The sequence below is a fragment of the Allomuricauda sp. NFXS6 genome, from assembly GCF_040148835.1.
Taxonomy (GTDB): domain Bacteria; phylum Bacteroidota; class Bacteroidia; order Flavobacteriales; family Flavobacteriaceae; genus Flagellimonas.
This window is the reverse complement of the sequence record NZ_JAGEMG010000009.1, coordinates 199741-222666: the sequence shown is the minus strand read 5'-3', so window position 1 is coordinate 222666 and position 22926 is coordinate 199741. Positions and strand designations below refer to the sequence as shown.

Annotated in this window: 20 protein-coding genes; 5 read left to right on the top strand and 15 right to left on the bottom strand. The window is 42.5% G+C overall.

Annotation, left to right across the window (positions count from 1 at the left end; genetic code table 11):
• From J4E06_RS14350 to J4E06_RS14330, 5 genes are all read right to left on the bottom strand, one after another.
• Positions 1 to 637 (bottom strand): hypothetical protein (locus J4E06_RS14350; RefSeq protein ID WP_349524656.1); only part of this gene is annotated, 637 nt, incomplete at its 3' end.
• Between the two features lie 141 nt (positions 638 to 778).
• A complete protein-coding gene (fabD, locus tag J4E06_RS14345) occupies positions 779 to 1663 on the bottom strand; it encodes an ACP S-malonyltransferase (RefSeq protein ID WP_349524655.1) in 885 nt (294 codons plus the stop codon).
• A gap of 129 nt (positions 1664 to 1792) precedes the next feature.
• Positions 1793 to 2308, bottom strand: coding sequence for a gamma carbonic anhydrase family protein (locus tag J4E06_RS14340; RefSeq protein WP_349524652.1), 516 nt, complete (start codon positions 2306 to 2308; stop codon positions 1793 to 1795).
• Between the two features lie 58 nt (positions 2309 to 2366).
• Positions 2367 to 3098: a LytR/AlgR family response regulator transcription factor gene (locus tag J4E06_RS14335; RefSeq protein ID WP_349524650.1), complete on the bottom strand. Its 732-nt coding sequence runs from the start codon at positions 3096 to 3098 to the stop codon at positions 2367 to 2369.
• Positions 3098 to 5314, bottom strand: a complete 2217-nt coding sequence (locus J4E06_RS14330; RefSeq protein WP_349524649.1) for a tetratricopeptide repeat-containing sensor histidine kinase — start codon at positions 5312 to 5314, stop codon at positions 3098 to 3100. Before J4E06_RS14330 ends, J4E06_RS14335 begins: the two co-directional genes overlap by 1 nt.
• Before the next feature lie 198 nt (positions 5315 to 5512).
• Between J4E06_RS14330 and J4E06_RS14325 the strand changes: the two genes are divergently transcribed.
• Positions 5513 to 6682, top strand: coding sequence for a vWA domain-containing protein (locus tag J4E06_RS14325; protein WP_349524648.1), 1170 nt, complete (start codon positions 5513 to 5515; stop codon positions 6680 to 6682).
• A 291-nt stretch (positions 6683 to 6973) separates the two neighbouring features.
• Here the strand turns inward: J4E06_RS14325 and J4E06_RS14320 are convergent, their stop codons facing one another.
• Complete coding sequence (locus tag J4E06_RS14320; RefSeq protein WP_349524647.1) at positions 6974 to 7969, bottom strand: PorP/SprF family type IX secretion system membrane protein; 996 nt, start codon at positions 7967 to 7969, stop codon at positions 6974 to 6976.
• Between the two features lie 124 nt (positions 7970 to 8093).
• On the opposite strand from J4E06_RS14320, the gene J4E06_RS14315 reads away from it, so the two are divergent.
• The 4 genes from J4E06_RS14315 (at position 8094) to J4E06_RS14300 (ending at position 12336) form a co-directional block, all read left to right on the top strand.
• The gene (locus J4E06_RS14315; protein WP_349524646.1) at positions 8094 to 8990 is read left to right on the top strand and encodes a NifU family protein; all 897 of its coding nucleotides are present in this window, start codon (positions 8094 to 8096) and stop codon (positions 8988 to 8990) included.
• A 73-nt stretch (positions 8991 to 9063) separates the two neighbouring features.
• Positions 9064 to 9264 (top strand): dodecin family protein, encoded by a 201-nt coding sequence (locus J4E06_RS14310; RefSeq protein WP_127136558.1) that lies wholly within the window; start codon positions 9064 to 9066, stop codon positions 9262 to 9264.
• A gap of 67 nt (positions 9265 to 9331) precedes the next feature.
• A complete protein-coding gene (locus tag J4E06_RS14305) occupies positions 9332 to 11437 on the top strand; it encodes a thioredoxin domain-containing protein (protein WP_349524644.1) in 2106 nt (701 codons plus the stop codon).
• A gap of 71 nt (positions 11438 to 11508) precedes the next feature.
• Entirely contained in the window at positions 11509 to 12336 is an 828-nt protein-coding gene (locus tag J4E06_RS14300; RefSeq protein WP_349524643.1) for a mechanosensitive ion channel family protein, read from the top strand.
• Here J4E06_RS14300 and tsaB read toward each other — a convergent pair.
• From tsaB to J4E06_RS14255, 9 genes are all read right to left on the bottom strand, one after another.
• Positions 12333 to 13013, bottom strand: coding sequence for a tRNA (adenosine(37)-N6)-threonylcarbamoyltransferase complex dimerization subunit type 1 TsaB (gene tsaB, locus J4E06_RS14295; RefSeq protein ID WP_349524642.1), 681 nt, complete (start codon positions 13011 to 13013; stop codon positions 12333 to 12335). The genes J4E06_RS14300 and tsaB overlap by 4 nt on opposite strands.
• A gap of 248 nt (positions 13014 to 13261) precedes the next feature.
• Entirely contained in the window at positions 13262 to 14611 is a 1350-nt protein-coding gene (locus tag J4E06_RS14290; protein WP_349524641.1) for a TolC family protein, read from the bottom strand.
• A gap of 45 nt (positions 14612 to 14656) precedes the next feature.
• Complete coding sequence (locus J4E06_RS14285; RefSeq protein WP_349524640.1) at positions 14657 to 15772, bottom strand: efflux RND transporter periplasmic adaptor subunit; 1116 nt, start codon at positions 15770 to 15772, stop codon at positions 14657 to 14659.
• A 40-nt stretch (positions 15773 to 15812) separates the two neighbouring features.
• Positions 15813 to 17069 carry an ABC transporter permease gene (locus tag J4E06_RS14280; protein ID WP_349524638.1) on the bottom strand — a complete coding sequence of 419 codons (1257 nt, stop codon included), beginning with the start codon at positions 17067 to 17069 and terminating at the stop codon, positions 15813 to 15815.
• Between the two features lie 2 nt (positions 17070 to 17071).
• Complete coding sequence (locus tag J4E06_RS14275) at positions 17072 to 18301, bottom strand: ABC transporter permease (RefSeq protein WP_349524637.1); 1230 nt, start codon at positions 18299 to 18301, stop codon at positions 17072 to 17074.
• Positions 18294 to 18995 carry an ABC transporter ATP-binding protein gene (locus tag J4E06_RS14270; RefSeq protein WP_349524636.1) on the bottom strand — a complete coding sequence of 234 codons (702 nt, stop codon included), beginning with the start codon at positions 18993 to 18995 and terminating at the stop codon, positions 18294 to 18296. Before J4E06_RS14270 ends, J4E06_RS14275 begins: the two co-directional genes overlap by 8 nt.
• 109 nt (positions 18996 to 19104) lie before the next feature.
• Positions 19105 to 20205 (bottom strand): efflux RND transporter periplasmic adaptor subunit, encoded by a 1101-nt coding sequence (locus J4E06_RS14265; protein WP_349524635.1) that lies wholly within the window; start codon positions 20203 to 20205, stop codon positions 19105 to 19107.
• Between the two features lie 31 nt (positions 20206 to 20236).
• Positions 20237 to 21493, bottom strand: coding sequence for an ABC transporter permease (locus J4E06_RS14260; RefSeq protein WP_349524634.1), 1257 nt, complete (start codon positions 21491 to 21493; stop codon positions 20237 to 20239).
• A gap of 13 nt (positions 21494 to 21506) precedes the next feature.
• Complete coding sequence (locus J4E06_RS14255; protein WP_349524633.1) at positions 21507 to 22751, bottom strand: ABC transporter permease; 1245 nt, start codon at positions 22749 to 22751, stop codon at positions 21507 to 21509.
• Positions 22752 to 22926 lie beyond the last annotated feature (175 nt).

The window sequence follows — 22926 nt, the reverse complement described above, 5'->3', positions numbered from 1 at the left end:
TGTCCCAGTTCCCGTTGGTGAAGGTCAGCGTAGCCAAGTCAACGGTGCCCTCGTTCGTGTCGCCGGACACAACGTCAAAAACAACGTCTGTCGCAGGCTGGGTGTCCAGAACGACCGTAAAGGTATCCGTGGTGCCCGTCTCCGAGGTGGCCGTGGCACCGCCCTCCTCCACAATGGTGAACCCGGCTATATCGTCGTCCGCGTTGTCGACGGATACCGTTTGGGGGGCCAAACCATCAAAGGCATCGTCGCTGTTCGCGGCATCAACGCTTATCGTTATGTCATAGGTCTGGGTGCCGTCAACTATAATATCGTCAACGCCCGTGACCGTGACCGTCTGCGGAGTGTCCCAGTTCCCGTTGGTGAAGGTCAGCGTAGCCAAGTCAACGGTGCCCTCGTTCGTGTCGCCGGACACAACGTCAAGCACAACATCAGTTGCTGGTTGTGTGTCCAAGACTACCGTGAAAGTGTCGGTAGTGCCTGTTTCAGATGTATTGACACCATCTCCATCATCTATGACCATATCCTGCCCAAACCCCACACCAATACCAAGCAGTAAAAAAAGAACAAACAATAGTCCACCACGACCTGTGGTGGTCCTGGGTTTATTTGGGGCATTTTTATATAAGGTTGACATCACCAATTCAATCAGTTTCAATTAGTCCAAAAGCTACCTATAGGTCGGTGATTTGGGGCTACCAATATTACAAAAAAGGCAAGGAACATCCTTGCCTATTAGTTTAAATCTCAATTTATTCGGATAAAGTGTTTTCCCCTTTTAGGAAACTGCCGCAGAACTGGTTTCCGCCTCACGGTGGATTTTTTTCACTAAACCTTGCAACACCTTGCCAGGCCCCACTTCTACAAAAGAAGTGGCTCCATCTTTTACCATTTGTTGTACGCTTTGCGTCCATTTTACCGGAGCCGTTAATTGGAGTATCAAATTCTTTTTGATTTCCTCGGCATTGGACACGGCCGTAGTGGTCACATTTTGATAAATGGCGCAGTTCGGGGTCTTAAATTCCGTGGATTCAATGGCTGCTGCCAATTCCTCTCTTGCGGGTTCCATCAAAGGGGAGTGAAATGCGCCGCCAACCGGCAACAACAAGGCTCTTCTGGCCCCTGCTTCCTTCATTTTTTCACAGGCGACGTTTACGGCATCCACTTCACCTGAAATCACTAGTTGACCTGGACAGTTATAGTTGGCCGGCACCACAATGCCTTCCACTTCGGCACAGATTTTTTCCACCACCTCATCTTCCAATCCCAAAACAGCGGCCATAGTGCTAGGTTGAACTTCGCAAGCCTTTTGCATGGCAAGGGCACGTTGTGATACCAATTTTAAACCGTCCTCAAAATTTAAGGTGCCATTCGCGACCAAAGCAGAGAATTCTCCCAAGGAGTGACCTGCAACCATATCGGGTTTAAACGAATCTCCCAATACTTTGCTCAAAATAACGGAGTGCAAAAAAATGGCGGGTTGGGTCACTTTGGTCTGTTTGAGGTCTTCAGCAGTGCCTTCGAACATAATGTCCGTAATGGAAAAACCGAGGATTTCGTTGGCCCTTTCAAAAAGTTCTTGTGCTTCGGAGTGATTTTCGTAGAGGTCCAAGCCCATACCTACAAATTGTGCTCCTTGTCCTGGAAAAATATATGCGTTCATAGTTGTCGAGTTTTTTTAGGTGGGACAAAAATAGGGAATATTGGACTTATGGGTTGTTGGATTATTGGAATGTTGGATTTCTTGGATTTTTCGATAGTTCGATCGTCGGACCTATTGGATACTGAATCCTTATCCTTCCTTGAACCAGCTGGAATACTTTACATAATTGTTGGCAATCCGATCTATTTCCCCAGAGGAAAGTTCTGGACTGATGTCTTTGATTTTCTTGGCGGGCATACCGGCATAAATACTTCCAGTTTCAATGTGCGTGCCTTGAGTTACTACAGCTCCTGCCGCGATGATGGAATTGCTTTCCACCACACAATCATCCATTATAATACTGCCCATACCCACCAACACGTTGTCCTTGATGGTACAACCGTGCACTATGGCATTATGGCCTATAGAGACATTATTACCGATAGTGGTCGGGGATTTTTCATACGTACAATGAATTACGGCGCCGTCCTGCACATTGACCTTATTGCCCATTTTTATAAAATGGACATCGCCCCTGATTACCGCATTGAACCATACACTGCATTGGTCGCCCATACTTACTTCGCCCACAATCGTGGCATTTTCGGCAATAAAACAATCCTTTCCAAATTCTGGGGATTTGCCTCTCACGGGTTTGATAATCATAGATATAAAATTTAATTCTAACAAAGAAACGCATCTCGACTGCGCTGGATGTGACAATTTATTTAAAATACGATAATAAATCGGCTTTTTTTGATGCAGAAACCGAAAGTTCCTTACTGTTGGAAAGCACCACACTGCCCCCTTTTCCTTTTTTGTACTTCACTACTTCAGCGACGTTCACCAAATAAGATTTATGGATTCGGGCGAAGGAATAGGGCTTTAGGGCTTCCTCGAAATATTTCAGGGTTTTGCTCACCACTATTTTTTTCTTTTCCAGATAGATTTCTGTGTAGTTGTCGTCTGCTTTGCAGAAATAAATATCGGATACGTCCAGCACTTGAAAGCCATCTTGTTGGGGCAAGGTTATTTTACCTTCTGCACCAACATTTCTGGCTTGGAGTACTTGCCCTTCCAGAGCATTTTCTTTTTCCTTGATGGCCCTTACATAATCCACCGCTTTGATCAATTCGTCGATATTGATGGGTTTCATCAAATAATAGGCTGCATGATGGTTCAATGCATCCATTGCGTATTGATTGTAGGCCGTGACGAAAATAGTCTCAAAGTTTCTGTCTGGAATCCGGTCCAACAGGTCAAAGGCGTTGCCAAAAGGCATTTCTACATCCAAAAATACTAAATCCGGTTGGTACCTTTTGATAGCTTTCAAGCCTTCTTCAATGGTTGCCCCTTCACCTAGCAAGGTGACGTTTTCGCAATATTTGCCCAAATAATTCCGAAGGATTTCCCGACTATTGGCTTCGTCCTCCACAATGACCGCTTTGAGTTCCATTATTGCTTTTTGAGTTTTAAGGATACCCTTGTACCCGTTTGGTCGGAATTTAAATCGGAAATGGATACATCCACCCTGTTTTTATACATATCGTTCAAAATTTGAATCCGCTTTTTAATGTTTCCCATTCCTTTGGATTTCTGTTTCCTTTGATTGGTGGTCTTCAATTCGGCTGATTTTTTTCTGCCGATACCGTTGTCCTCGATACATATTTCGAGCATATCGTTGGTGACCTGTCGCACCTTGATTTTTAAAAATCCTTTCTCCTCCTTGTAGCGCAAACCATGCCAAATGGCATTTTCAATGTACGGTTGTAGCAGCATCGGTGGTATTTGAAAAGCATCAATATCGATTTTGTTGTCGACTTCGATGTTATAATCAAACTTGTCTGAAAACCTTGAATGTTCCAGTTTCACGTATAGTTCCAACAATTCCAATTCTTTGGCCAATGGTATAAAGTCTTCTTCGGAATTTTCCAGCACGCTACGCATCAATACAGAGAACTCGCTCAAAAAGCGGTTGGCACTCCGCTCGTCGCTCTTGGCAATATAATTGTTCACGGAATTGAGCGCATTGAAAATAAAATGGGGATTCATTTGGGTACGAAGCGACTTCAATGCCAATAGGTTGTTCGCCAATTTTTGCTGTCTGTTGCTCCGATAATATAAAAATGCGGTAATCGCCATCATGGCAATCCCAAAAATCAATGAATAAATGATCCATTTTTGGCGCTTGCTGGTTTCTTCGTACAGCTGCTGTTCGGTTACGGCCAAGCTGTACTTGCTTTGACTCAATTCCCTTTCTTGCTCCAAACTGGAAATGCGGTTCTGTGTATTTGCTATTTCCCGGTTAAAACGGGCCGCCCTTGAAATCTCCTGCTCCTTTCGCACATACAAACTGTCCACCACGGCCACATAATCCTGATAGGACTCCAAAGCTTTGGTGTAATCTCCTTTATAGCGATACACTTCGGACAATTTCCGGGTAGCGTCCTTTTGCACTACCAGATCATCGTCCCTGTCGGCCTCAACGATACTTTTTTCCAGATAGGGTATGGCTTCGTCCAATTTATCCTGTGCGATGTAGGCGTTGGCTATTTTATAATTGATACGCTGTGAGGTTACGGTATCCCTTGTGGAGATTCCCTGTCCCGTTGATGCCACACTGCCTCTGGCAAGCATTTCCAGTTCGTTTAAGTTTTTCTTCCGTAGTTGGATCTCATCATCGTAGCGGTTTTTTTTATTGTAAAAATCCGCAACCTTCTCACTTTCTTGAATGAGTCGTTCTGGAGCCACCTCTTTGGAAAGATTCAAGGAATTTTGATAAAACCCTTCGGCCTCCAATATCCGATCCTCTTTGGCAAAAGCTTCCGCTATTTTGGTGCTTAGGTCAATCTCTTTGGGTGAAATCTGGTTCTTTTCGGCGATGACCAGTCCTTGCTGATAATATTCTTCCGCTATTTTTAGCTTGGACAATTCCTTGTTTGCGTCGCCCAAGGCTTCAAAAAGCTCCACACGTTGATAGGGCACCATATTTTTCTCCATTATCAAAGGCTCCAAAATCGAAATGGCACTTTCATAATTTCCGTTCAGTACATACGCCTTTCCCAGCAATACTTTTGTTTTATTGGATTCTTGTGCGACCAAGGCATCCTTAAAATTGGTAATGGCCAAATCGTACTGTTCGTGAAACATATAGATTTCACCCAACATGCGAAGCGAAAAAGAAAGCTCTCGTTTGTTGCCCGCACTGCCAAGAAGTTCCATGGAACGAGCGATAAAATCAATACTTTTCTCCAGGTCGGTCTTTTTATATACATTGGCCGAATCCAAAAATCGCTGGTGGTCCGCAAGGGGGCTCCTTGAACCGGACGCTTCTTTCTTTTGTTTTCGTGAAGACCTGGAACCTCCATAGCCCTCCACCAGAACATCCACATCCTCATCGGATTTGATTCGGTAACGTACGGTTTCCAGTTCGGGACCTTCAACAATAAGTATATCCCCGATGGATGCTTTGATCGAGAATTCCCCCAAAGCATCGGTTCTGGTATATTGGCCTTTATCGGTAGAAACCTGGACCCCCGAAATTGGGGTATAGTTTTCCCTACCCTTCACCGAACCTTTGATTTCCATTTGTCCTTGGGTATTCCCAACCTGTGCCAGGGTACTCCATGTGGTCAACAAAACCAATACTGCTATGTATGCTTTTCGAATCATAACTTAGGTAAACATACTGCTTCCCAAGCATTTTAAAAAATCGACGGTTGCCCAATCAAGCTAAAAAACAAGGCTGTTTAACCCGTTCACGAAGTGTTACGGTCACCTTACTCATTTAAAGTACACTGTTGCTCATTCTGGGTTTTTATTGAAGAAGGTTGCAGATACATTTACCTCAACTTTAAAAATTATTGCATCATGAAACATATGAATTACATTTTGGGCGCAGCACTACTGCTATTTATGACGGGTACAACCTATGGTTGCAACCTAAAAGCACACGGCAAAGAAAGCACAGTTTTGACAACCAACTATACCGGCGAAAAACCTGCGAAACAATACGTGAAAATCGCCCTTTTACTGGACACCAGCAACAGCATGGACGGGCTCATCAATCAGGCCAAAGCCCAATTGTGGGATATTGTAAACGAATTTACCCATGCCAAATGTGGCTCCAATGTTCGTCCATCCCTTCAAATTGCACTTTATGAGTATGGGAATGACAACCTTTCATCACAGGAAGGATATATCAGACAGGTTTTGGGTTTCAGTAATGATTTGGATGAGATTTCGGAAAAATTGTTCTCTTTGACGACCAACGGCGGTGAGGAATATTGCGGGCAAGTCATCCACACCTCATTAAAACAACTGAAATGGGGCAAAAACGCCGATGACCTTAAAATGATTTTTATTGCCGGAAACGAACCTTTTACCCAAGGAAAATTAGATTACAGGGATGCTGCCACTAACGCCAAGGAGAAAGATGTAATTGTAAACACCATTTTTTGCGGTAATTACGACCAAGGGATTTCCACGATGTGGAAAAAAGGTGCTTTGCTAACAGGTGGAGAGTATATGGCCATTGACCACAACAGGCAAGTGGTCCACATCAACACACCGTATGACGATATCATCATCCAATTAAATTCCAAATTGAACAACACCTATATATCTTATGGCTCTATCGGGCGGCAAAAAAAGGAACTTCAGTCCATACAGGATGCCAATGCGGCCGAATTGGAAGAAGTGGTAGCTGTAAAGCGTGCTGTTAGTAAAAGTTCAAGGTTGTACAAAAACTCACAATGGGATTTAGTGGATGCTGCGGAGGACGACGAATCCATTATTTCCGAATTGAAGGAGAAAGAGCTTCCCGAGGAGCTTCAAGGAAAATCTGAAGTTGAGATCAAAGCTTATGTGAAACAAAAGAAAACGGAGCGCGAAGAAATCCAGAAGCAGATACAAGAACTCAATGCCAAGCGCGAAGTTTACATTGCCGAGCATCGCAAAGAAGAAATAGGAGAGCTTGAAAACGCCATGCTATCGGCCATTAAGGCCCAGGCTTCAAAGAAAAATTTTACTTGGGATTAACTCATAGTGTCTTTTGGTAGTTGCTAGTTTTATACTAAAACCGTCAGTTCGAGTTTTTTCAAAATAAAAAAGTATCGAGAACAAGGTTTATGTGTACAAAAATTCTTTTCTCGATACACTTTTTGACCTAAGGTTCAAAAAATCACTCGAAATGACGAATTTTTCATCAAAACCTAATGCGAGGTTTGAGATAAATAGATGGTAAATGTCACATCGAGCGCAGTTGAGATGTCGTAAAAGTTCTCAACTGCGCTCGAACTGACATCTGAACATTCAACAGGCTTCCAGAAATTAATTATTGGCCGCCGGGCAGTAACAATCGTAACGTTTTCCTTGATCGCTTTGACCAAAATCGTAACCCAGGGTAATTTGATGAAAACCGCCATTATCAAATCGAATGTCGCCCGACTGGTACGAATAGTTGTATGAGAACATAAAACGGTTCACATTCACTCCAATGATCGGCGTGAACAACTGTAATCTTTGCTCTCCAAATTCCCCATTGGATTGAAATTGTGCGCCATCAAAACTACGCCGGTACGACAAGCCCGCCCAAACGGTTCCAAAGCTCACATCGCGGTACACTTTCGCATTCAAGTCCACAGTCTTCTCTTGGGTAAAATCCGTCATCTGGAATAAAATCGATGGCTCAATTCGGGTAGTTCTTCCAAAAACATATCCTACCGAGAACAGATAGCGCCTTAAATTATCGAACTCCGCAGCGGTATATAAATCGCGACCGCTACCAAGCACATTTAATACTGCGGCATGGGTATAAAATTCCATGAAATTATAGGAAACCCCTAAATCAACGTTAAAATAGCTGGCCGTATTCTTTACTCCGGAAACGACCGGGTCGGGGATTACAGATACAAATTCGGTTTCGTCCAAACTGCTCAGGATAACTCCAGCACTCAAACCAAAGGACAATTGGTTCAGCGTTCTAAAATCACCTCCCATTTGTAAATGATGTGCGTAGGTGGCCTTAAAACCTGTTTGCGAATGGTAGCCATTGGAATCGTTGAAAAGTATGCCCCCTATTCCGCTGCGTTCACCAACTCTGGAATTAAGGTTCAAGGTTTGCAAACTTGGTGCTTCATCCACGTTGAACCACTGTTTTCGTGCGGTAAGACGAATCTTGGTACCCTCTGCAATACCTGCCATGGATGGGTAGACCAAGTAATAATTGTCCGCCAAGTAATCGAAATACACAGGGATTCCCTCCTGTGCCCTGGCGATGGACCCAAAAAACAGGGTTATGATAATTGAGGTCAAGATACGTCTCATGTGACGATTGGGGCTAATGGTTATTGAATACAATAAAACAATAAGATAACGGAAAGGCCAACACATTATTATAATATTTTGCTGCGCATCCTAACTATTGGTATTTTTGCAACAAAGATTCAAGATGAAAGAGTTCAATATTACGTTGGTTCCTACCAATAACCCCAAGATAATTAAGTTGGAGGCCAACCATTTTTTGGTAAAAGGCAACTACGAATATAAAAACATAGATGAGGCCAAGGATTCTCCTTTGGCGCAGCAACTTTTCTACCTCCCCTTTGTTAAAACCGTTTATATAGCCAGTAATTTTGTGGCTTTGGAACGTTTTGACATTGTGGAATGGGATGATGTGAAGGACGAGGTGGCCCAACAGTTGGTAGAATACCTGAATGCCGGCGAGCCGATCGTAAATGAAGTAGATGTCAAAAAAAAGCAGCCCATAACGGTTTATGCCGAGGTAACGCCCAACCCCGCGGTAATGAAATTCGTCTCCAACAAGAGAATTGTTCCCAACACTTACGAGTTCAAGAACATCGATGAAGCAAAAGATTCGCCCTTGGCCATTGAGTTGTTCCACCTCCCTTTTGTAAAAGAGGTTTTTATGGACGAAAACTATGTTTCCGTGACCAAATATGAGGTTGCCGATTGGGAAGAAATCAATATGCAGCTCCGAGAATTCATCAGGGATTATTTGGCAGACGGCAAGGACGTGGTAACGGCAGAAGCCATTCAAAAAACCAAGGAAACAGTGGAACAAGCTGCAACGCAGACCGATTACGACGATACTTCACAACAAATTATCGCTATTTTGGAAGAATACGTAAAACCGGCCGTTGCAAGCGATGGCGGAAACATTCTTTTTCAATCTTATGAAGAGCAAAGCGGTACCGTGAGCGTTATCCTCCAAGGGGCTTGCAGTGGCTGTCCATCATCTACGTTCACCCTTAAAAACGGTATAGAGACCATGCTGAAGAACATGATGGGCGAAAAAATTAAGGAAGTAGTAGCCTTAAATGGCTAATTAACTTGATTTCAATGTTGCATTCCCATCAAAATTTGTTACATTAAAGGGAAATCAAAAAAATACATTGACCATGGCAGTTTTAAAAGTTATTGAAGTATTGGCGAATTCCAGTAAAAGCTGGGAAGATGCAACCAACAAGGCGTTGGAGCAAGCCTCAAAATCAGTGAAAAACATTCGTTCCATCTACATCAACGAGCAAAGTGCCACGGTAAAAGATGGAAAGATTGACGACTACAGGGTAAACGTAAAGATTACCTTTGAAGTACAGTAACAACATTGAAGAAAATAAAATGCGTCCATTGAGAGACGCATTTTTTTATGTTTAAAATACTCGGTTGATGAAGAAAGCACCTGTCTATTTATTAATTGCCGTGGCAGTCCTGAGCTGCAACCAAAAACCTAAAGAAGTGACTCACGAATATACCAATGCGTTGATAGAGGAAAGCAGCCCCTATCTGCTTCAACATGCCCACAACCCCGTAAATTGGGAGGCATGGCGCCCCGATGTGCTGGAAAGAGCCAAAAAAGAGGACAAACCTTTGCTTATCAGTATTGGCTATGCGGCCTGTCATTGGTGCCACGTTATGGAAAAGGAATGTTTTGAGGATGAACAGGTGGCCAAAGTGATGAACGAGAACTTCATCAACATTAAAATTGACCGTGAGGAACGACCTGATGTGGACCAAATTTATATGGATGCCATCCAAATGATCTCAGGACAAGGAGGATGGCCGCTAAACATTGTTGCCTTGCCTGACGGGAGACCTTTTTGGGGCGCTACTTATGTTCCGAAGGACAATTGGATAAAATCTCTGGAACAGCTTATTGAACTGTATAATGAGGATAGGGCAAAGGTAACCAAGTACGCTACGGATTTGGCCAATGGCCTGCACGCGATCAACCTAGTGGAAAATGATAAGGACACTGATCTCTATTCCTTGAAGCAATTGGATGCCTCCGTTCAAAATTGGACTCAATATTTTGATACATTTTTGGGCGGGCACAAGCGGGCCCCAAAATTTATGATGCCCAATAACTGGGATTTTTTGTTGCACTATGCCAACGCGTCCGACAAGCCTGACATTATGGAGTTTGTGGATACTACGCTTACCCGGATGGCTTACGGAGGTATTTACGACCATGTGGGCGGTGGATTTTCACGATACGCCGTGGACACCAAATGGCACGTGCCCCACTTTGAGAAAATGTTGTACGACAACGGGCAATTAACAAGCCTCTATGCCAAAGCCTATGCCGTATCTAAAAACGAATTGTACAAGGATGTGGTGGAAGAAACCATCGGTTTTGTTCAAGAAGAGCTCTTGGACCCAAGTGGCGGATTCTATTCCTCCTTGGACGCGGACAGTTTAGATGAAAACGGCGAACTTGAAGAAGGTGCTTATTACGTCTGGACCAAAGAAGAGCTTACGCAATTGTTGGGTGATGATTATGAAGTGTTCCAGGAGTATTTCAATATCAATTCGTATGGCTTGTGGGAAGAGGGTAATTATGTTTTGATCAGAGATAAAAGTGATAAAAAAGTCGCTGAAAAGTTTAAGGTTTCCTTGCCCGAGCTGAAAACCAAAATAAACAAGAGCTTGGCACTACTCAAAAAAGAGCGAAGCAAACGCTCCAAACCCCGATTGGATGACAAAATTTTGACCTCATGGAACGGATTGATGCTAAAAGGACTGGTGGATGCCTACCGCTATCTAGGGAACGAGGAATATCTGAGTCTTGCTCTAAAAAATGCTGGGTTCATTGAGAGTCAAATGATAACACAAGACGGCTCCTTATTGCGAAACCACAAAGAAGGAAAAAGCTCCATCAATGCCTTTTTGGACGATTACGCTACAGTAATCGATGCCTATTTCTCGCTCTACGAAGTAACTTTTGATGAGAAATGGCTCAATCTGGCCAAAAACCTGCTCAATTATTCCAAAAAACACTTTTTTGATGATGAATCGGAAATGTTCTTTTATACATCGGACAAGGACGAATCCTTAATCAGAAGAACCATTGAAGTTGATGACAACGTGATATCTTCCTCCAACTCCATGATGGCCATAAACCTATATAAATTCCATAAAATCTACCCTGAGGAAACCTACGGTGATATTTCCGGACAGATGCTCAAAAATGTTCAAAAGGACTTTGACACTAGGGCACAAAGCTTTTCAAACTGGTTGCACCTGGTATTGTTCCAAAACCAAAATTTTTATGAAATTGCGGTCGTCGGCGATGATTATAAAACCCTGGGGCAACAAATCAGCAAGGAGTATGTGCCCAATAGTATTTTGGTTGGATCTTTTGGGGAAGGAAGCATAGATTTATTACAAAACAGGTCGGTACCAGAAACAACTTTGACCTATGTCTGTATCGAGGGAGCATGCAAGCTCCCTGTAACCAGTGCCCAAGAGGTGTTTGAGCAACTGAAACCTTAACATTTGTTTAAAAACCTTTGCTTTTATTTTATTTGAATATTAACTACGTTGTGAATTAAACCAGAACCATTATGAAAGAATTAGAGAATTACCAAGAATATGTAGACCAAGGCGTTGAGTGGGCCGTAAGTATAGTGCCCAATCTTATTACGGCCATAGTCATGTTTTTTGTTGGCCTTTGGGTCATCAAGTTTATAAATAAAATGACGCGTCGTTTCTTTGTAAAAAAGGATTATGATGAAACCTTGGAATCCTTTTTACAGAGTTTTATCAGTATCACGCTCAAGGCATTGTTATTTGTTTTGGTGATTACTCAATTGGGTGTTAAAACATCTTCTTTGGTGGCCATAGTGGGTGCTGCGGGACTTGCCATTGGTTTGGCCCTTCAAGGATCATTGGCCAATTTTGCCGGCGGTGTGCTCATTCTCATTTTTAAACCCTTTAAAGTTGGTGATTGGATATCTGCTCAAGGTGTGGACGGAGCGGTTAAGGAAATTTCAATTTTCAACACCAAGTTGAGCACTTTTGGCAACCAAATTGCCATTATTCCCAATGGACAACTGTCCAACGGAAATATTGTCAACTACAATATGGAAGATACCCGTCGCGATAAAATTGATGTGGGTATAGGATATGGCTCCAACATTAAGGAGGCCAAAGAAATTCTTTTGAAGATATGCGGGGATAACCCAGACATCAATACTGAGCCTGCTCCAGAAGTATACGTGGGTGCCTTGGCAGATAGCTCCGTAAACCTGACCTTGCGCTTTTGGGCAAACAACGATGTATTTTGGCCAGCGCATTTTTATGTAATCGAGCAAACAAAATTACGCTTTGATGCTGCTGGGATTGAGATTCCATTCCCACAAAGGGTTATGCACAAAGCAGAGGAAGATTAATTTTTCTTCTTTTTTTGCTGAAGTACAAAGTCTTTGAGGTAGTAAGGCTCAAAATAGGCCACATCCTCAAATCGTTTGGACTCATATTTCTTAAAGGCTATTGAGACCATATCCTTCGCAGAAGGAACTATAGCTTCATCAAAAATAAAATTGGGGTGTTGCAGAACACCCCTACATTTTTCTGCACCACTGCCCACAACATATACTTTATTATCGGAAACATACTCAGTAAAAGACTCCTCATTGACAATCTCTGCACGGGTCTCCCGTACTTCTTTATACTCCGAATCATAGACACAGGAGTAGACTTCCATGCGTCTGGCATCCAGCACAGGAATCACTACTTCATTAGGTTTTAAGCCTACTTGATGAGCCATACTTTGCAATGTAGGTACGGAAATCAACGGAACATCCAAGGAAAAGCAGAGTCCTTTTGCTGCCGATACGCCAATACGTAGTCCGGTGTACGAACCTGGCCCTTTACTAATGGCAACGGCATCAAGGTCCGAAAATGACAAAGAAGCCTCTTTCAAGGCTTCTTTTATAAATACATGCAATTGTTCGGAGTGCGAATAACTCGCTGCATTGTTCTCTTTTAGGACAACGATTTTATCATCCTTTGAAATACTTACCGAGCAATTGGTGGTCGCGGTTTCTAAATGTAATAGTATGGCCATAGCGGCCATAAAGATACTAGTTTAACCAGTAGTTTTAAAGCAGTACATTTTGATAATATTGCAGTCAACTGTCAGTTCGAGTTTTTTCAGAAGGAAAAAGTATCGAGAACAAGGTTTACACTTAATAAAATTCTTTTCTCGATACAATTTTCTTTGGTTTTGACTTTAGTTTATCCTGAGCATAGTCGAAGGGCTCAACCACCAAAAATTACTCGAAATGACGAATTTTTATCAAAATGCACCACGAGTTAGTTTAATGAAATGGGCAACCCAAAATAGAACTCCAATATTTTCAATCTAAAGATATAATCGTATTTGGTCCTGATCACATCGGCTTGGGCATTCTCCACCCTTGCTTGCGCTTGACTAAAATCGAAAGCATTCATTAATCCAACATCGTAACGCTCCTTGGCATATTCGTAGGACAAACGTCTAGCTTCCAAGGTTTTTTCCGCAGCTTTATATGCTTTCTCAAAAGTACCTACATCCACATATGCTTGTTGAATAGTGTTCTCCAAATCCAGCTTATCTTGTTTGAACTGCAATTTTGCTTTTTCCAGACCAATTTTAGATCGCATCACATTATTGCGAGTGCTCCATCCATTAAAAATGGGAATATTCAACTGCGCTCCATAACTGATACCGTCAAAAATCCATAACTGATCAACAAGACTCGGGGTATAGGGAATTCCATTACCATCTGGTATCTGAGTTACATCAGAATATCTTGTTCCGTACTGGAAAAAAGCGGATAAAGTTGGTAAATACGCGCCTTTTGCAATTTTAAGGTCTTGTTCGGCCAATTCCACATTAGACTCTGAAAATTTAATATCGTTCCTAAAACCCAAGGCTTTATCAAAAATAACCTTAGGGGAGTTTTTAAGGATATCGGAAGGTGGAATTTCAAACTCCTCCTCCGCAATATCAAAGTTCTCGTAATCCGTAATCTGTAGCAACTGGGCCAAGTTTACCCTTGAGATCAAAACCAAGCTTTCCCCATTGATTATTTGCTGTTCTTGATTGGCTGCAGTGGCCTCGATTTCCAAAAGGTCACCACGGGGAAGAACACCAGATTCCACCAACTCCTTGGTTCTTTTCAAATCCTGCTCCGTAACTGCATATTGTGCACGAAAGGTTTTAAGCTGTTCCTTATTGGACACCACTTGCAGATAGGCATTGGCTACGTTCAAGCGTATATCGTCCTTTAGGTTATCCAACCGATACTGGTTGGCAATGGCGTTCATTTTTGCCCTGTTTAATTGATTGATATTTCTTAATCCATCAAACAAGGTTATGCTGGACGTAGCACTAATATTAACATTATTTGCCGTTCTATTGGTAGGCAGGTTGTTCGTTGGATTAATGGAGAAACCCGTGTTACTCGACCCCGATGCATTTCCGTTTAGGGATGGGAGTAAATTTCCCACGGCATCGGATTTATCGATTTTGGCATTTTCCAGATCCAATTCAAATTGTTCTACGGTCAAATTGTTTTCCACTGCATATTCCACACATTCCTGGAGCGTCCATTTACGCATCTGTGCGCTCGAAAAAGTAACGGCAAACAGCAGTAGTATTATTGTTATACTATTTTTCATTCGTTTTTTGATTTTGGTCGTTATACTGATGGTTGGCATGGATTATTAATCGTCAGATTTCTTTTCGAGCTTGTTCCAAACCTTGATTTTATCATCTTCGCCGATGCCAGAAACAATTTCCACATCAATACCGTCACTAACACCCAATTCAAGGTCTTTGCGCTCAAATTCGTTCTCAGCTACTTGCACCTCCACATAGGGTTGCTCCGTCTCTTTATCAAACTGAAGCAAAGCTTCTTTTATGGACAGCACATCCTTTCTTTCCTCCAATACAATGGAAGCGTTGGCACTATATCCAGCTCTTACATAAGAAGTGCTATCACTTGGTTTTACATCCAAATCGCCTTCAATCTTAAACTGAACCGCCCCTTCTTCCTCTACACCTTTTGGTGCGATGAATTTTAGTTTGGCATCGAATTTTTGTTCTTCCAAGGCTCCGAGGCTAATTTCCAATGGCATTCCAACACTTAGTTTTCCAACTTCGGCCTCATCCACTTCACCTTCAAAAATCATTTTGGACATATCGGCGATGGTCGCGATGGTAGTACCTTCATTAAAGTTGTTACTCTGAATTACCTGATCTCCTTCTTTAACAGGAATCTCAAGGATGGTACCCGAAACCGTTGCCCTAATATTGGTGTTGGCACTGGCAGAACCTCCGGCAGAACCTTTTCTGATAATCTGATAATCGGCCTGAGCGTTTTTCAGCTCTTGCAAAGCCTGCTCGTAAGTCAACTTTAGGTTGTTAAAATCCTGATTGGAAATCACGCCTTTATCGAACAAGGTCTTGTTTCTATCGTATTCCAGTTTAGCATTGTTCAGCGCCAATTCGGCGTTACGCACACGACCTGCGGCTTGGTTCATGGATTGTTCGTTGGGCACCACTTTTATTATGGCAATAAGGTCCCCGGATTGTACCCTTACTCCTTCTTCCAAAAGGATCTTGTCGATAATCCCAGAGATTTGAGGTTTGATGTTGATTTCATCCTCAGGAATCACTTTTCCGGTAACGATCACCTTATTTACAATGTCCTTTCGTACTGCTGTTTCGGTTTTATACAGCTCTGTCGGAGTACTGTTCTGCTTTAAAAAGTAGACTACAGCGACCAAAATACCTACGATCACTATCCCTATCAATCCGTATTTTACATACTTGTTCATTCTTGCTTATTTGATTTCGTTATTTAATTGTAATTGATGATTATTCTTCTCTTAATGCATCTATGGGTTTAATTTTTACGGCCCTATTGGCTGGCAACAAACCAATAAGTACGCTCAGACCTATCATTAGAACAAATGATACGACAAACTGAGGTATACTGATCATTGGCTTTACGAACGGAAAATTTTCCCCGCTGCCAAAAAGCGCATCCAAAATAGACAACACCCCAACAGCAATGGCAAATCCTACAAGGCCTGCAAATGCCGTTAACACGATTGCTTCCAAAACAATCTGACGCTTAACAATTTTTGGTGTTGCACCCAAGGCTCTTCTTACCCCAATTTCTTGTGTACGTTCTTTTACAGTGATTAAAAGAATATTGCTGATGGCAATGACACCCGCCAATAGGGTAAAGATTCCAACGAAAAATGAAAATCCTTTAAGAACCGTTGTAAATGCGGTAATATTGTTGAATATCTCTGACATATCGAAGCTGCCAATAGCACGTTCGTCATCAGGGTGTATATCGTACTTGGCCTTTAAAATGCTCTTGATCTGCCTTTCCACAAAAGGAACCGGGGTGTTCTCTTCGACCGCAATGGCCATCCATCCCATCCTGTCCCCTGAATTAAAGGCTTTTTGAAAAGTGCTGAAGGGAATGAACACTGCATTTTCCCCATCAATATTAATATTGTTATTGGGTTTATAAATGCCCACAACACTAAAATAGACCCCGTTGATACGGATATCCTGACCAATGGCCTTCTCGCCCTTATCAAAAAGAAGTTTGTAGGTTTCTTCACCAATAACGCATACTTTTTTTGAACCTTCAATATCGGTCTGGTTCAAGAACCTGCCTTCAACCAGTTTCTTTTTGGTGATATTGTCTATTTCCGGAAAGTCCCCATAAACAGCCGAACCACTGGTTTGTCCATTTCTGTAAACGGTTACTACGCCTCTATGACTGCCCAGTTCAATTCGAGGGGCCAACACCTCGATTTCCGGAATCTGTTTTTTAAGGATATCGGCATCTTCAATTTTGTATCGAATCCTTCTTCCTCGCTCAAAACCTTTGTAAGGTTCTGAGGTAGATTGTCCCCAAACAAACAAGCTGTTCGAAGCTGTTCCCGCAAAAAGCTTGTTAAACCCATTGCTCATACCATTGGCCGAACCCAGTAACAGCACCAAGATGATCATAGCGAAGATTACCCCAAGCATGGTCAGGAAGGTCCTTAGCATATTCTTGCCAAGGGTATGAAAAATTTCAATCCACAAATCCTTATCTAATATCCACATAACTATTTATCGCTTAGTGCAACAATGGGTTTAACATTAGCGGCTTTCATAGCGGGCAACAGCCCTGCCAATACTCCCGCAATTACCAAAATAACTGTCGCTGTAATCACCACAGAAAGGCTTACCGATGGATTGCTAAAGGCCGGTGTCTCGATCATGGGACCAACGGCAGCCAATATCATCCAGGCAAATGACAGTCCAACAAAACCTGAGATTGAAGTAATAAATACCGACTCCAATAGTACCAAGTTCACAATTTGACTAGGTCTTGCACCCAATGCCTTACGCACTCCGATCTCCTTTGTTCTCTCTTTGATGGTAAATACCATTATATTTCCTATACCAACGATTCCTGCAACAAGTATTAAAAAACCGACACCAATACCAATTGCCTTTAAAACCGCGGTAAAACTGCTGATATTGTCAAAGGCCTCCGCATAGTTGAACACATATAAGCCAGATTGGTCGTCCGGGTCAATTTTATGTCGTCTTTTCATTAAATCCTCCAATCTGCTCGAAAATTCCAATGATGTGGCAAGATCATAATTTGGGTTGTATGTAAGGGCGATCATATTGATATCGTTGGTATTCCCATAAATGCGTTGATATGTGCTTACCGGTGCATAAATCCTTCTTTCCGCATTGTCATCGCCATCATCGGTAAAAATTCCAATTACCCGGAAAGGCAATCCATTGAACTCTACAAATTTCCCCAATGGCTCTTCATCTTTAAAAAGATCCTCTGCAACCTTTCTGCCGATTACGGCAACCTTGGACTTATTAATGATATCGGCCTCATTGATGTACCTACCGGCTACTACCAGAGTTTTTTCAATTGCTTGATGGTCGGGATGCGTTCCTTGCACCGAATAAGAACCTGTTTCACTTTTATATCTTGCGGTTGTATTGGCATAATATCTTGCACTGATATACTCAACATCCTCGGGAAAGCTTTGTTTGATGTATTCCAAATCATCATTCTTAAATTGGATACGCCTGCCTGCCTCAAAACCACCATATGCTTTGGAGGTGGTTCCTGGACGAACAAAAATGGAATTGGTTGCATCGTCATTAAACTGACCGGTAAAGCCGTTCTCCATACCATTTACCGAAGCCAACAGCATCACCAAAATAAAGATGGCCCACCCAACGGAGAAACCTGTTAAAAAGGTTCTAAGCTTATTGGTCTTAAGCGTGTTAAATATTTCCTGCCAAACGTCGCGATCAAACATACTGTCCTGCTCTTACTTGTTCGACTTTTTTATCTTCTACGATAACACCATCCTTTAAGTGCACAATTCGTTTGCACATATGTGCAATATCCTCCTCGTGGGTCACCACCAAAATGGTATTTCCATCATCATTGATTTTTTGGATAAGGTCCATCACCTCATACGAAGTTGTACTGTCCAAGGCACCTGTTGGCTCATCGGCCAAAAGCACTTTTGGTTCCGCGGCCATGGCCCGTGCAATCGCAACCCTTTGTTTTTGTCCACCGGAAAGTTCACTGGGCAAGTGGCCGGCCCATGGTTTTAAGCCTACGCGTTCCAAATATTGCATGGCTTTTTCCTGACGTTCCTTTCTGGGAACCTTTTGGTAGTACAAGGGAAGTGCGACGTTTTCGACGGCACTTTTATAATTGATAAGGTTAAAGGATTGGAAGATGAATCCCAAGAACTTGTTCCTATATTGCGCAGCTTTGGTTTCGCTCAAGTTTTTGATCGGCACACCATCCAAGGTATACTCACCGGAATCCGCTCCGTCCAACATTCCCAAAATGTTCAACAAAGTAGATTTACCCGATCCTGAAGACCCCATAATGGCCACAAGCTCCCCCTCTTCTACTTTAAAATTAATACCCTTTAAAACATGGAGGGAATTGCTTCCCATTTTATAGGATTTATGAAGATCTTTGATTTCTATCATGATTGGTGATGTTAGCTATCTTACTTTTGCCTCTGCTAGTAAGACATATAAGTTGTTAAAATGTTACAAGATTTTTTACTTTTTTTTTGCGAACGGTGTTTTTCACTCGTTATTCCTTGGCCAAGGCATTCCACACCTTGACCTTGTCAGTTGCCGCTATGCCTGACTTCACTTCTACAAAAATGCCGTCGCTAACGCCCAGTTCCACCTCTTTTCGTTCGAACTGTTGATCGGCGGTTTCCACCTCTACAAAGGGTTTTTTGGTCTCATCGTCAAATTGAACCAAGGCTTCTTTTACGGCCAAAACGCTATCGGCTCGGGCCAAAATAATGGAAGCATTGGCGCTTAGCCCCGCTCTTATAAAAACGGTGTCGTTCTTCTTTAAAGTTCCTTTTATTTCAAATTGTATGGCGCCGTTTTCTTCTTTTCCTTTTGGTGCGATGTAGTCCAGAACAGCATCAAAAACATGGTTTTCAATCGCTCCGACGGTAATTTCTAATGGCAGGTCTTCTTTTATTTTTCCCACTTCGGATTCATCCACCTTGCCTTCAAAAATCATTTTATCCACATCGGCAATGGCTGCAATCGTAGTTCCCTCGTTAAAGGTATTGCTTTCTATCACCTGGTTTCCTACTTCTACCGGTACTTCGAGCACCATTCCACTTACCGTGGCCCGGATCATCGTGTTGGCAGAGCTGCTGAGTCCGCTTGTGGTTCCCGTTTTTACAATATCGTATCGCTTATTGGCCGCGGCATAAGACTGCTTTGCCTGGTCATAGGATACTTGCGCCCGTTCTAAATCTGTTTTGGGGATTACACCCTTGCCAAAAAGCGTGGACTGACGTTCGTAGTTCCGTTTTTGATCATCCAGGTTGATTTTTGCCTCATCAATGGCATTCTTCGCATCATTTAGGGCAGAAAGGTTGGGCACTACCTTTATTTTGGCCAGAAGGTCGCCAGATTTTACATAATCCCCTCCTTCTACATAAATCTCCTCGATCACCCCGGAAATATTGGGTTTGATCAACACTTCTTCCAAAGGAAGTATGCTCCCTGTGGCCACCGCTTTTTTCACAATGGTCTGTTTGGTAGGTGTTTCCGTCTCATATACCACCGGATCCTCCGCATTTTTTTGGTACAAGTAATACATGGAGCCACCGAACACTACTACGATGAGCAACAAGATGACAATGGTTACCGATTTTTTCATTTTAATTGATGTTAATTGATTGATTATACTTTTATTCTGTTCGCAATGCTTCAATGGGTCTTACCCGTATGGCACTCTGCGCGGGTATGAAGCCGGCCAACAGTCCCGATACCATCAAAATTGTCAAGGCCCCGGTTACAACACCTACGCTCACACTTGGGCTCATAAACATATCCACCGGCCCTATACTTTCCAACAAGGAATTGATTCCAAAAATGACCAACGACCCAAATATGATGCCCACCATCCCTGAAATCAACGTCAGGAAAATGGACTCCATCAAAATTTGTTTTTTTATGGACCACGGTTGTTCGCCCAAAGCCCTGCGTATTCCAATTTCTTTGGTGCGTTCCTTTACCACAATGAGCATAATGTTGCTTACTCCGATAATTCCGGACAGCAGCACCATAACACCCACAATATAAGCGACGGCCTTTAGCGCGCCAAATAGACTCTCCACCCGATTGTATTGTTCGTAAAGATCAAAATAACCAACGGCCCTTGTGTCTTCAGGATGTACTTTGTGACGTTTCTTCATTACATCGACAATTTTATCCTTGAGCTGGGAAATGGAACTGCCGTCGTTTGCCGTAATGGCCATCCACCCCACGTCTTCTCCTCGGTTAAATGCTTGCGAAAACGAAGTGAAAGGCACAAATATTTCTTTTTGACCTTCTTCTCCCCCACCGCTATTGTTCTTTTTATAGGTCCCGATGACCATAAAGTTTACGCCTTGTATTTTGATGTAGGTTCCAAGTGCATCCTCATCCTTGTCGTACAGATCATTTTTTACCCCTTGACCAATAATGGCCACCTTTCGTTTTTCCCTGATGTCGTTATAGTTCAAAAACCGTCCCGAGGTAACCGCCATGGGATCTTGATTGATAATCTCGGGATAATCGCCATACACATTAAACGCTCCTGTGCGAATACCTCTAACTACATTGTTGTTTCCTCCAAAACCTCCCAGTTGGTTCCGGGGTGAAATAAACCGAAGGTTAGGCACATTATCGCGCAGTGCCTGGACATCATTTATTTTAAACTCAAAACTTCTTCCTTTAGGCAAGCCTTCGTAACTTTTTGTCGTAGCCCTTGTCCACATAAACATGGTATTGGTGGCAATGTTTCCAAAATCCTGTTTAATGCCATTCTCCAGCCCTTTGCCAGCGGCCAAGAGCACAATAAGGATAAAGATGCCCCAACAGACCCCAAAAGCCGTAAAGATGGTTCGCCACACATTAGTGGTTAGCACCTCTATAATTTCCCGCCATCTATCTTTATTGAACATATCAGCTTATCTGTTATTCATCTCTTAGAGATTCGATTACTTTAACTTTTGCCGCACGATAGGCTGGAACAAACCCGGCCAAGGTTCCGGCCACAATCAAAACGATTACCGTGGAAAATGCCACATTGAAGTTTACGGATGGATTCATAATATAGTCCACTTCTATATTGGGTCCCGCAATTTCTAAAAGGGCCATACTAAAAATTAGTCCACCAAAACCGGAGATCGCGGTCACAAAGATGGCTTCGTGCAATATCATTCCGATAATGGACCACGGTTTGGCCCCTAATGCTTTTCGTATTCCTATTTCGCGCGTGCGTTCTTTCACTACGATCATCATAATATTGCTTACTCCCACCACTCCAGCTATAATGGTGCATACCCCTACGAACCAAAAAAACAGTTTTATGTTGTTGGTGAGGCCGTAGTAGCGCTTGGCTTCTTCCATAGCGCTCCACACTTCGATGGCTCCTGTATCATCAGGGGCAATGGTGTGGGTTTGTTGTAGATATTGTCTCAGTCCGTTTTTAAAGTCAACTGCTTGGGCAACAGCCTTGTCAAAATTGTCAACGGGCGGTAAGGTAAAGGACATATTGTTTACTCGATTTCCTCCATTAAATGTTCTCTGGGAGGTGGTAATGGGAATATAGATGCGCTCTTCTTCGCGATCTTCCATTTCTTTGTACACTCCGATGACCTTGAAAGGGATGCCTGAGATATCGATGAACTCTCCAATGGGAGTCTCCACATCACCAAAAACGTCTTTTTTTATTTTATTCCCGATGATGGCCACTTTGCCATTGGAAACTTCATCTTGATAATTGATAAACCTTCCCTCGACCATATCGGCATTTTCTATAAATTGAAAGTCCGCTGCCACGCCCTGAACCCCATAAATAAGAGCTTCTTTGCCGTAGTTTACACTTACACCGCGCACAAATATTCTAGCTGAGCCGTGTTCAATATCCTCCTTGAACATGGCACTTGCCTTATCAAAGTTTTCGTTTACCAGTTGAATACGCCTACCTGGATTAAGACCTTTATATTCTTTGGAGGTTACTCCGGGCCAAACCCAAACGCTCGTAGATGCATCTTGCTTGAATTCGTTTTCGATACCATTGCGCATACCTTGGCCAAATCCTAAAAGGATGACCAAAATAAAAATACCAGAGGCTACGGAAAGCCCTGTTAAAAATGTTCGGAGTTTGTTCTTTCGTATGGTGTCAAATATTTCTTGCCACCGCTCTAGGTCGAACATAGGTTAGCGATTTTGATTGATGAGTAACGCAAGCGTACACCAATAAGACCATTAAAACACCGAAATGTTACAGTTTGAAGTAAAAAAATTATTGAATATCCGTTATCTGTAATAATTTCCTTTTGCATGTCATTCCGAATGTATTTCGGAATCTCATTACACTAATAATCAAAAG

What these genes read in the sequence shown, in the direction of transcription:
- J4E06_RS14285 (WP_349524640.1), bottom strand. Translation starts at nt 15,772, where the DNA reads ATGAACAAGTATGTAAAATACGGATTGATAGGGATAGTGATCGTAGGT.
- J4E06_RS14325 (WP_349524648.1), top strand. Translation starts at nt 5,513, where the DNA reads ATGAAACATATGAATTACATTTTGGGCGCAGCACTACTGCTATTTATG.
- J4E06_RS14340 (WP_349524652.1), bottom strand. Translation starts at nt 2,308, where the DNA reads ATGATTATCAAACCCGTGAGAGGCAAATCCCCAGAATTTGGAAAGGAT.
- J4E06_RS14305 (WP_349524644.1), top strand. Translation starts at nt 9,332, where the DNA reads ATGAAGAAAGCACCTGTCTATTTATTAATTGCCGTGGCAGTCCTGAGC.
- J4E06_RS14260 (WP_349524634.1), bottom strand. Translation starts at nt 21,493, where the DNA reads ATGTTCAATAAAGATAGATGGCGGGAAATTATAGAGGTGCTAACCACT.
- J4E06_RS14270 (WP_349524636.1), bottom strand. Translation starts at nt 18,995, where the DNA reads ATGATAGAAATCAAAGATCTTCATAAATCCTATAAAATGGGAAGCAAT.
- J4E06_RS14335 (WP_349524650.1), bottom strand. Translation starts at nt 3,098, where the DNA reads ATGGAACTCAAAGCGGTCATTGTGGAGGACGAAGCCAATAGTCGGGAA.
- J4E06_RS14330 (WP_349524649.1), bottom strand. Translation starts at nt 5,314, where the DNA reads ATGATTCGAAAAGCATACATAGCAGTATTGGTTTTGTTGACCACATGG.
- fabD (WP_349524655.1), bottom strand. Translation starts at nt 1,663, where the DNA reads ATGAACGCATATATTTTTCCAGGACAAGGAGCACAATTTGTAGGTATG.
- J4E06_RS14275 (WP_349524637.1), bottom strand. Translation starts at nt 18,301, where the DNA reads ATGTTTGATCGCGACGTTTGGCAGGAAATATTTAACACGCTTAAGACC.
- J4E06_RS14255 (WP_349524633.1), bottom strand. Translation starts at nt 22,751, where the DNA reads ATGTTCGACCTAGAGCGGTGGCAAGAAATATTTGACACCATACGAAAG.
- tsaB (WP_349524642.1), bottom strand. Translation starts at nt 13,013, where the DNA reads ATGGCCATACTATTACATTTAGAAACCGCGACCACCAATTGCTCGGTA.
- J4E06_RS14280 (WP_349524638.1), bottom strand. Translation starts at nt 17,069, where the DNA reads ATGTGGATATTAGATAAGGATTTGTGGATTGAAATTTTTCATACCCTT.
- J4E06_RS14300 (WP_349524643.1), top strand. Translation starts at nt 11,509, where the DNA reads ATGAAAGAATTAGAGAATTACCAAGAATATGTAGACCAAGGCGTTGAG.
- J4E06_RS14265 (WP_349524635.1), bottom strand. Translation starts at nt 20,205, where the DNA reads ATGAAAAAATCGGTAACCATTGTCATCTTGTTGCTCATCGTAGTAGTG.
- J4E06_RS14290 (WP_349524641.1), bottom strand. Translation starts at nt 14,611, where the DNA reads ATGAAAAATAGTATAACAATAATACTACTGCTGTTTGCCGTTACTTTT.
- J4E06_RS14320 (WP_349524647.1), bottom strand. Translation starts at nt 7,969, where the DNA reads ATGAGACGTATCTTGACCTCAATTATCATAACCCTGTTTTTTGGGTCC.
- J4E06_RS14310 (WP_127136558.1), top strand. Translation starts at nt 9,064, where the DNA reads ATGGCAGTTTTAAAAGTTATTGAAGTATTGGCGAATTCCAGTAAAAGC.
- J4E06_RS14315 (WP_349524646.1), top strand. Translation starts at nt 8,094, where the DNA reads ATGAAAGAGTTCAATATTACGTTGGTTCCTACCAATAACCCCAAGATA.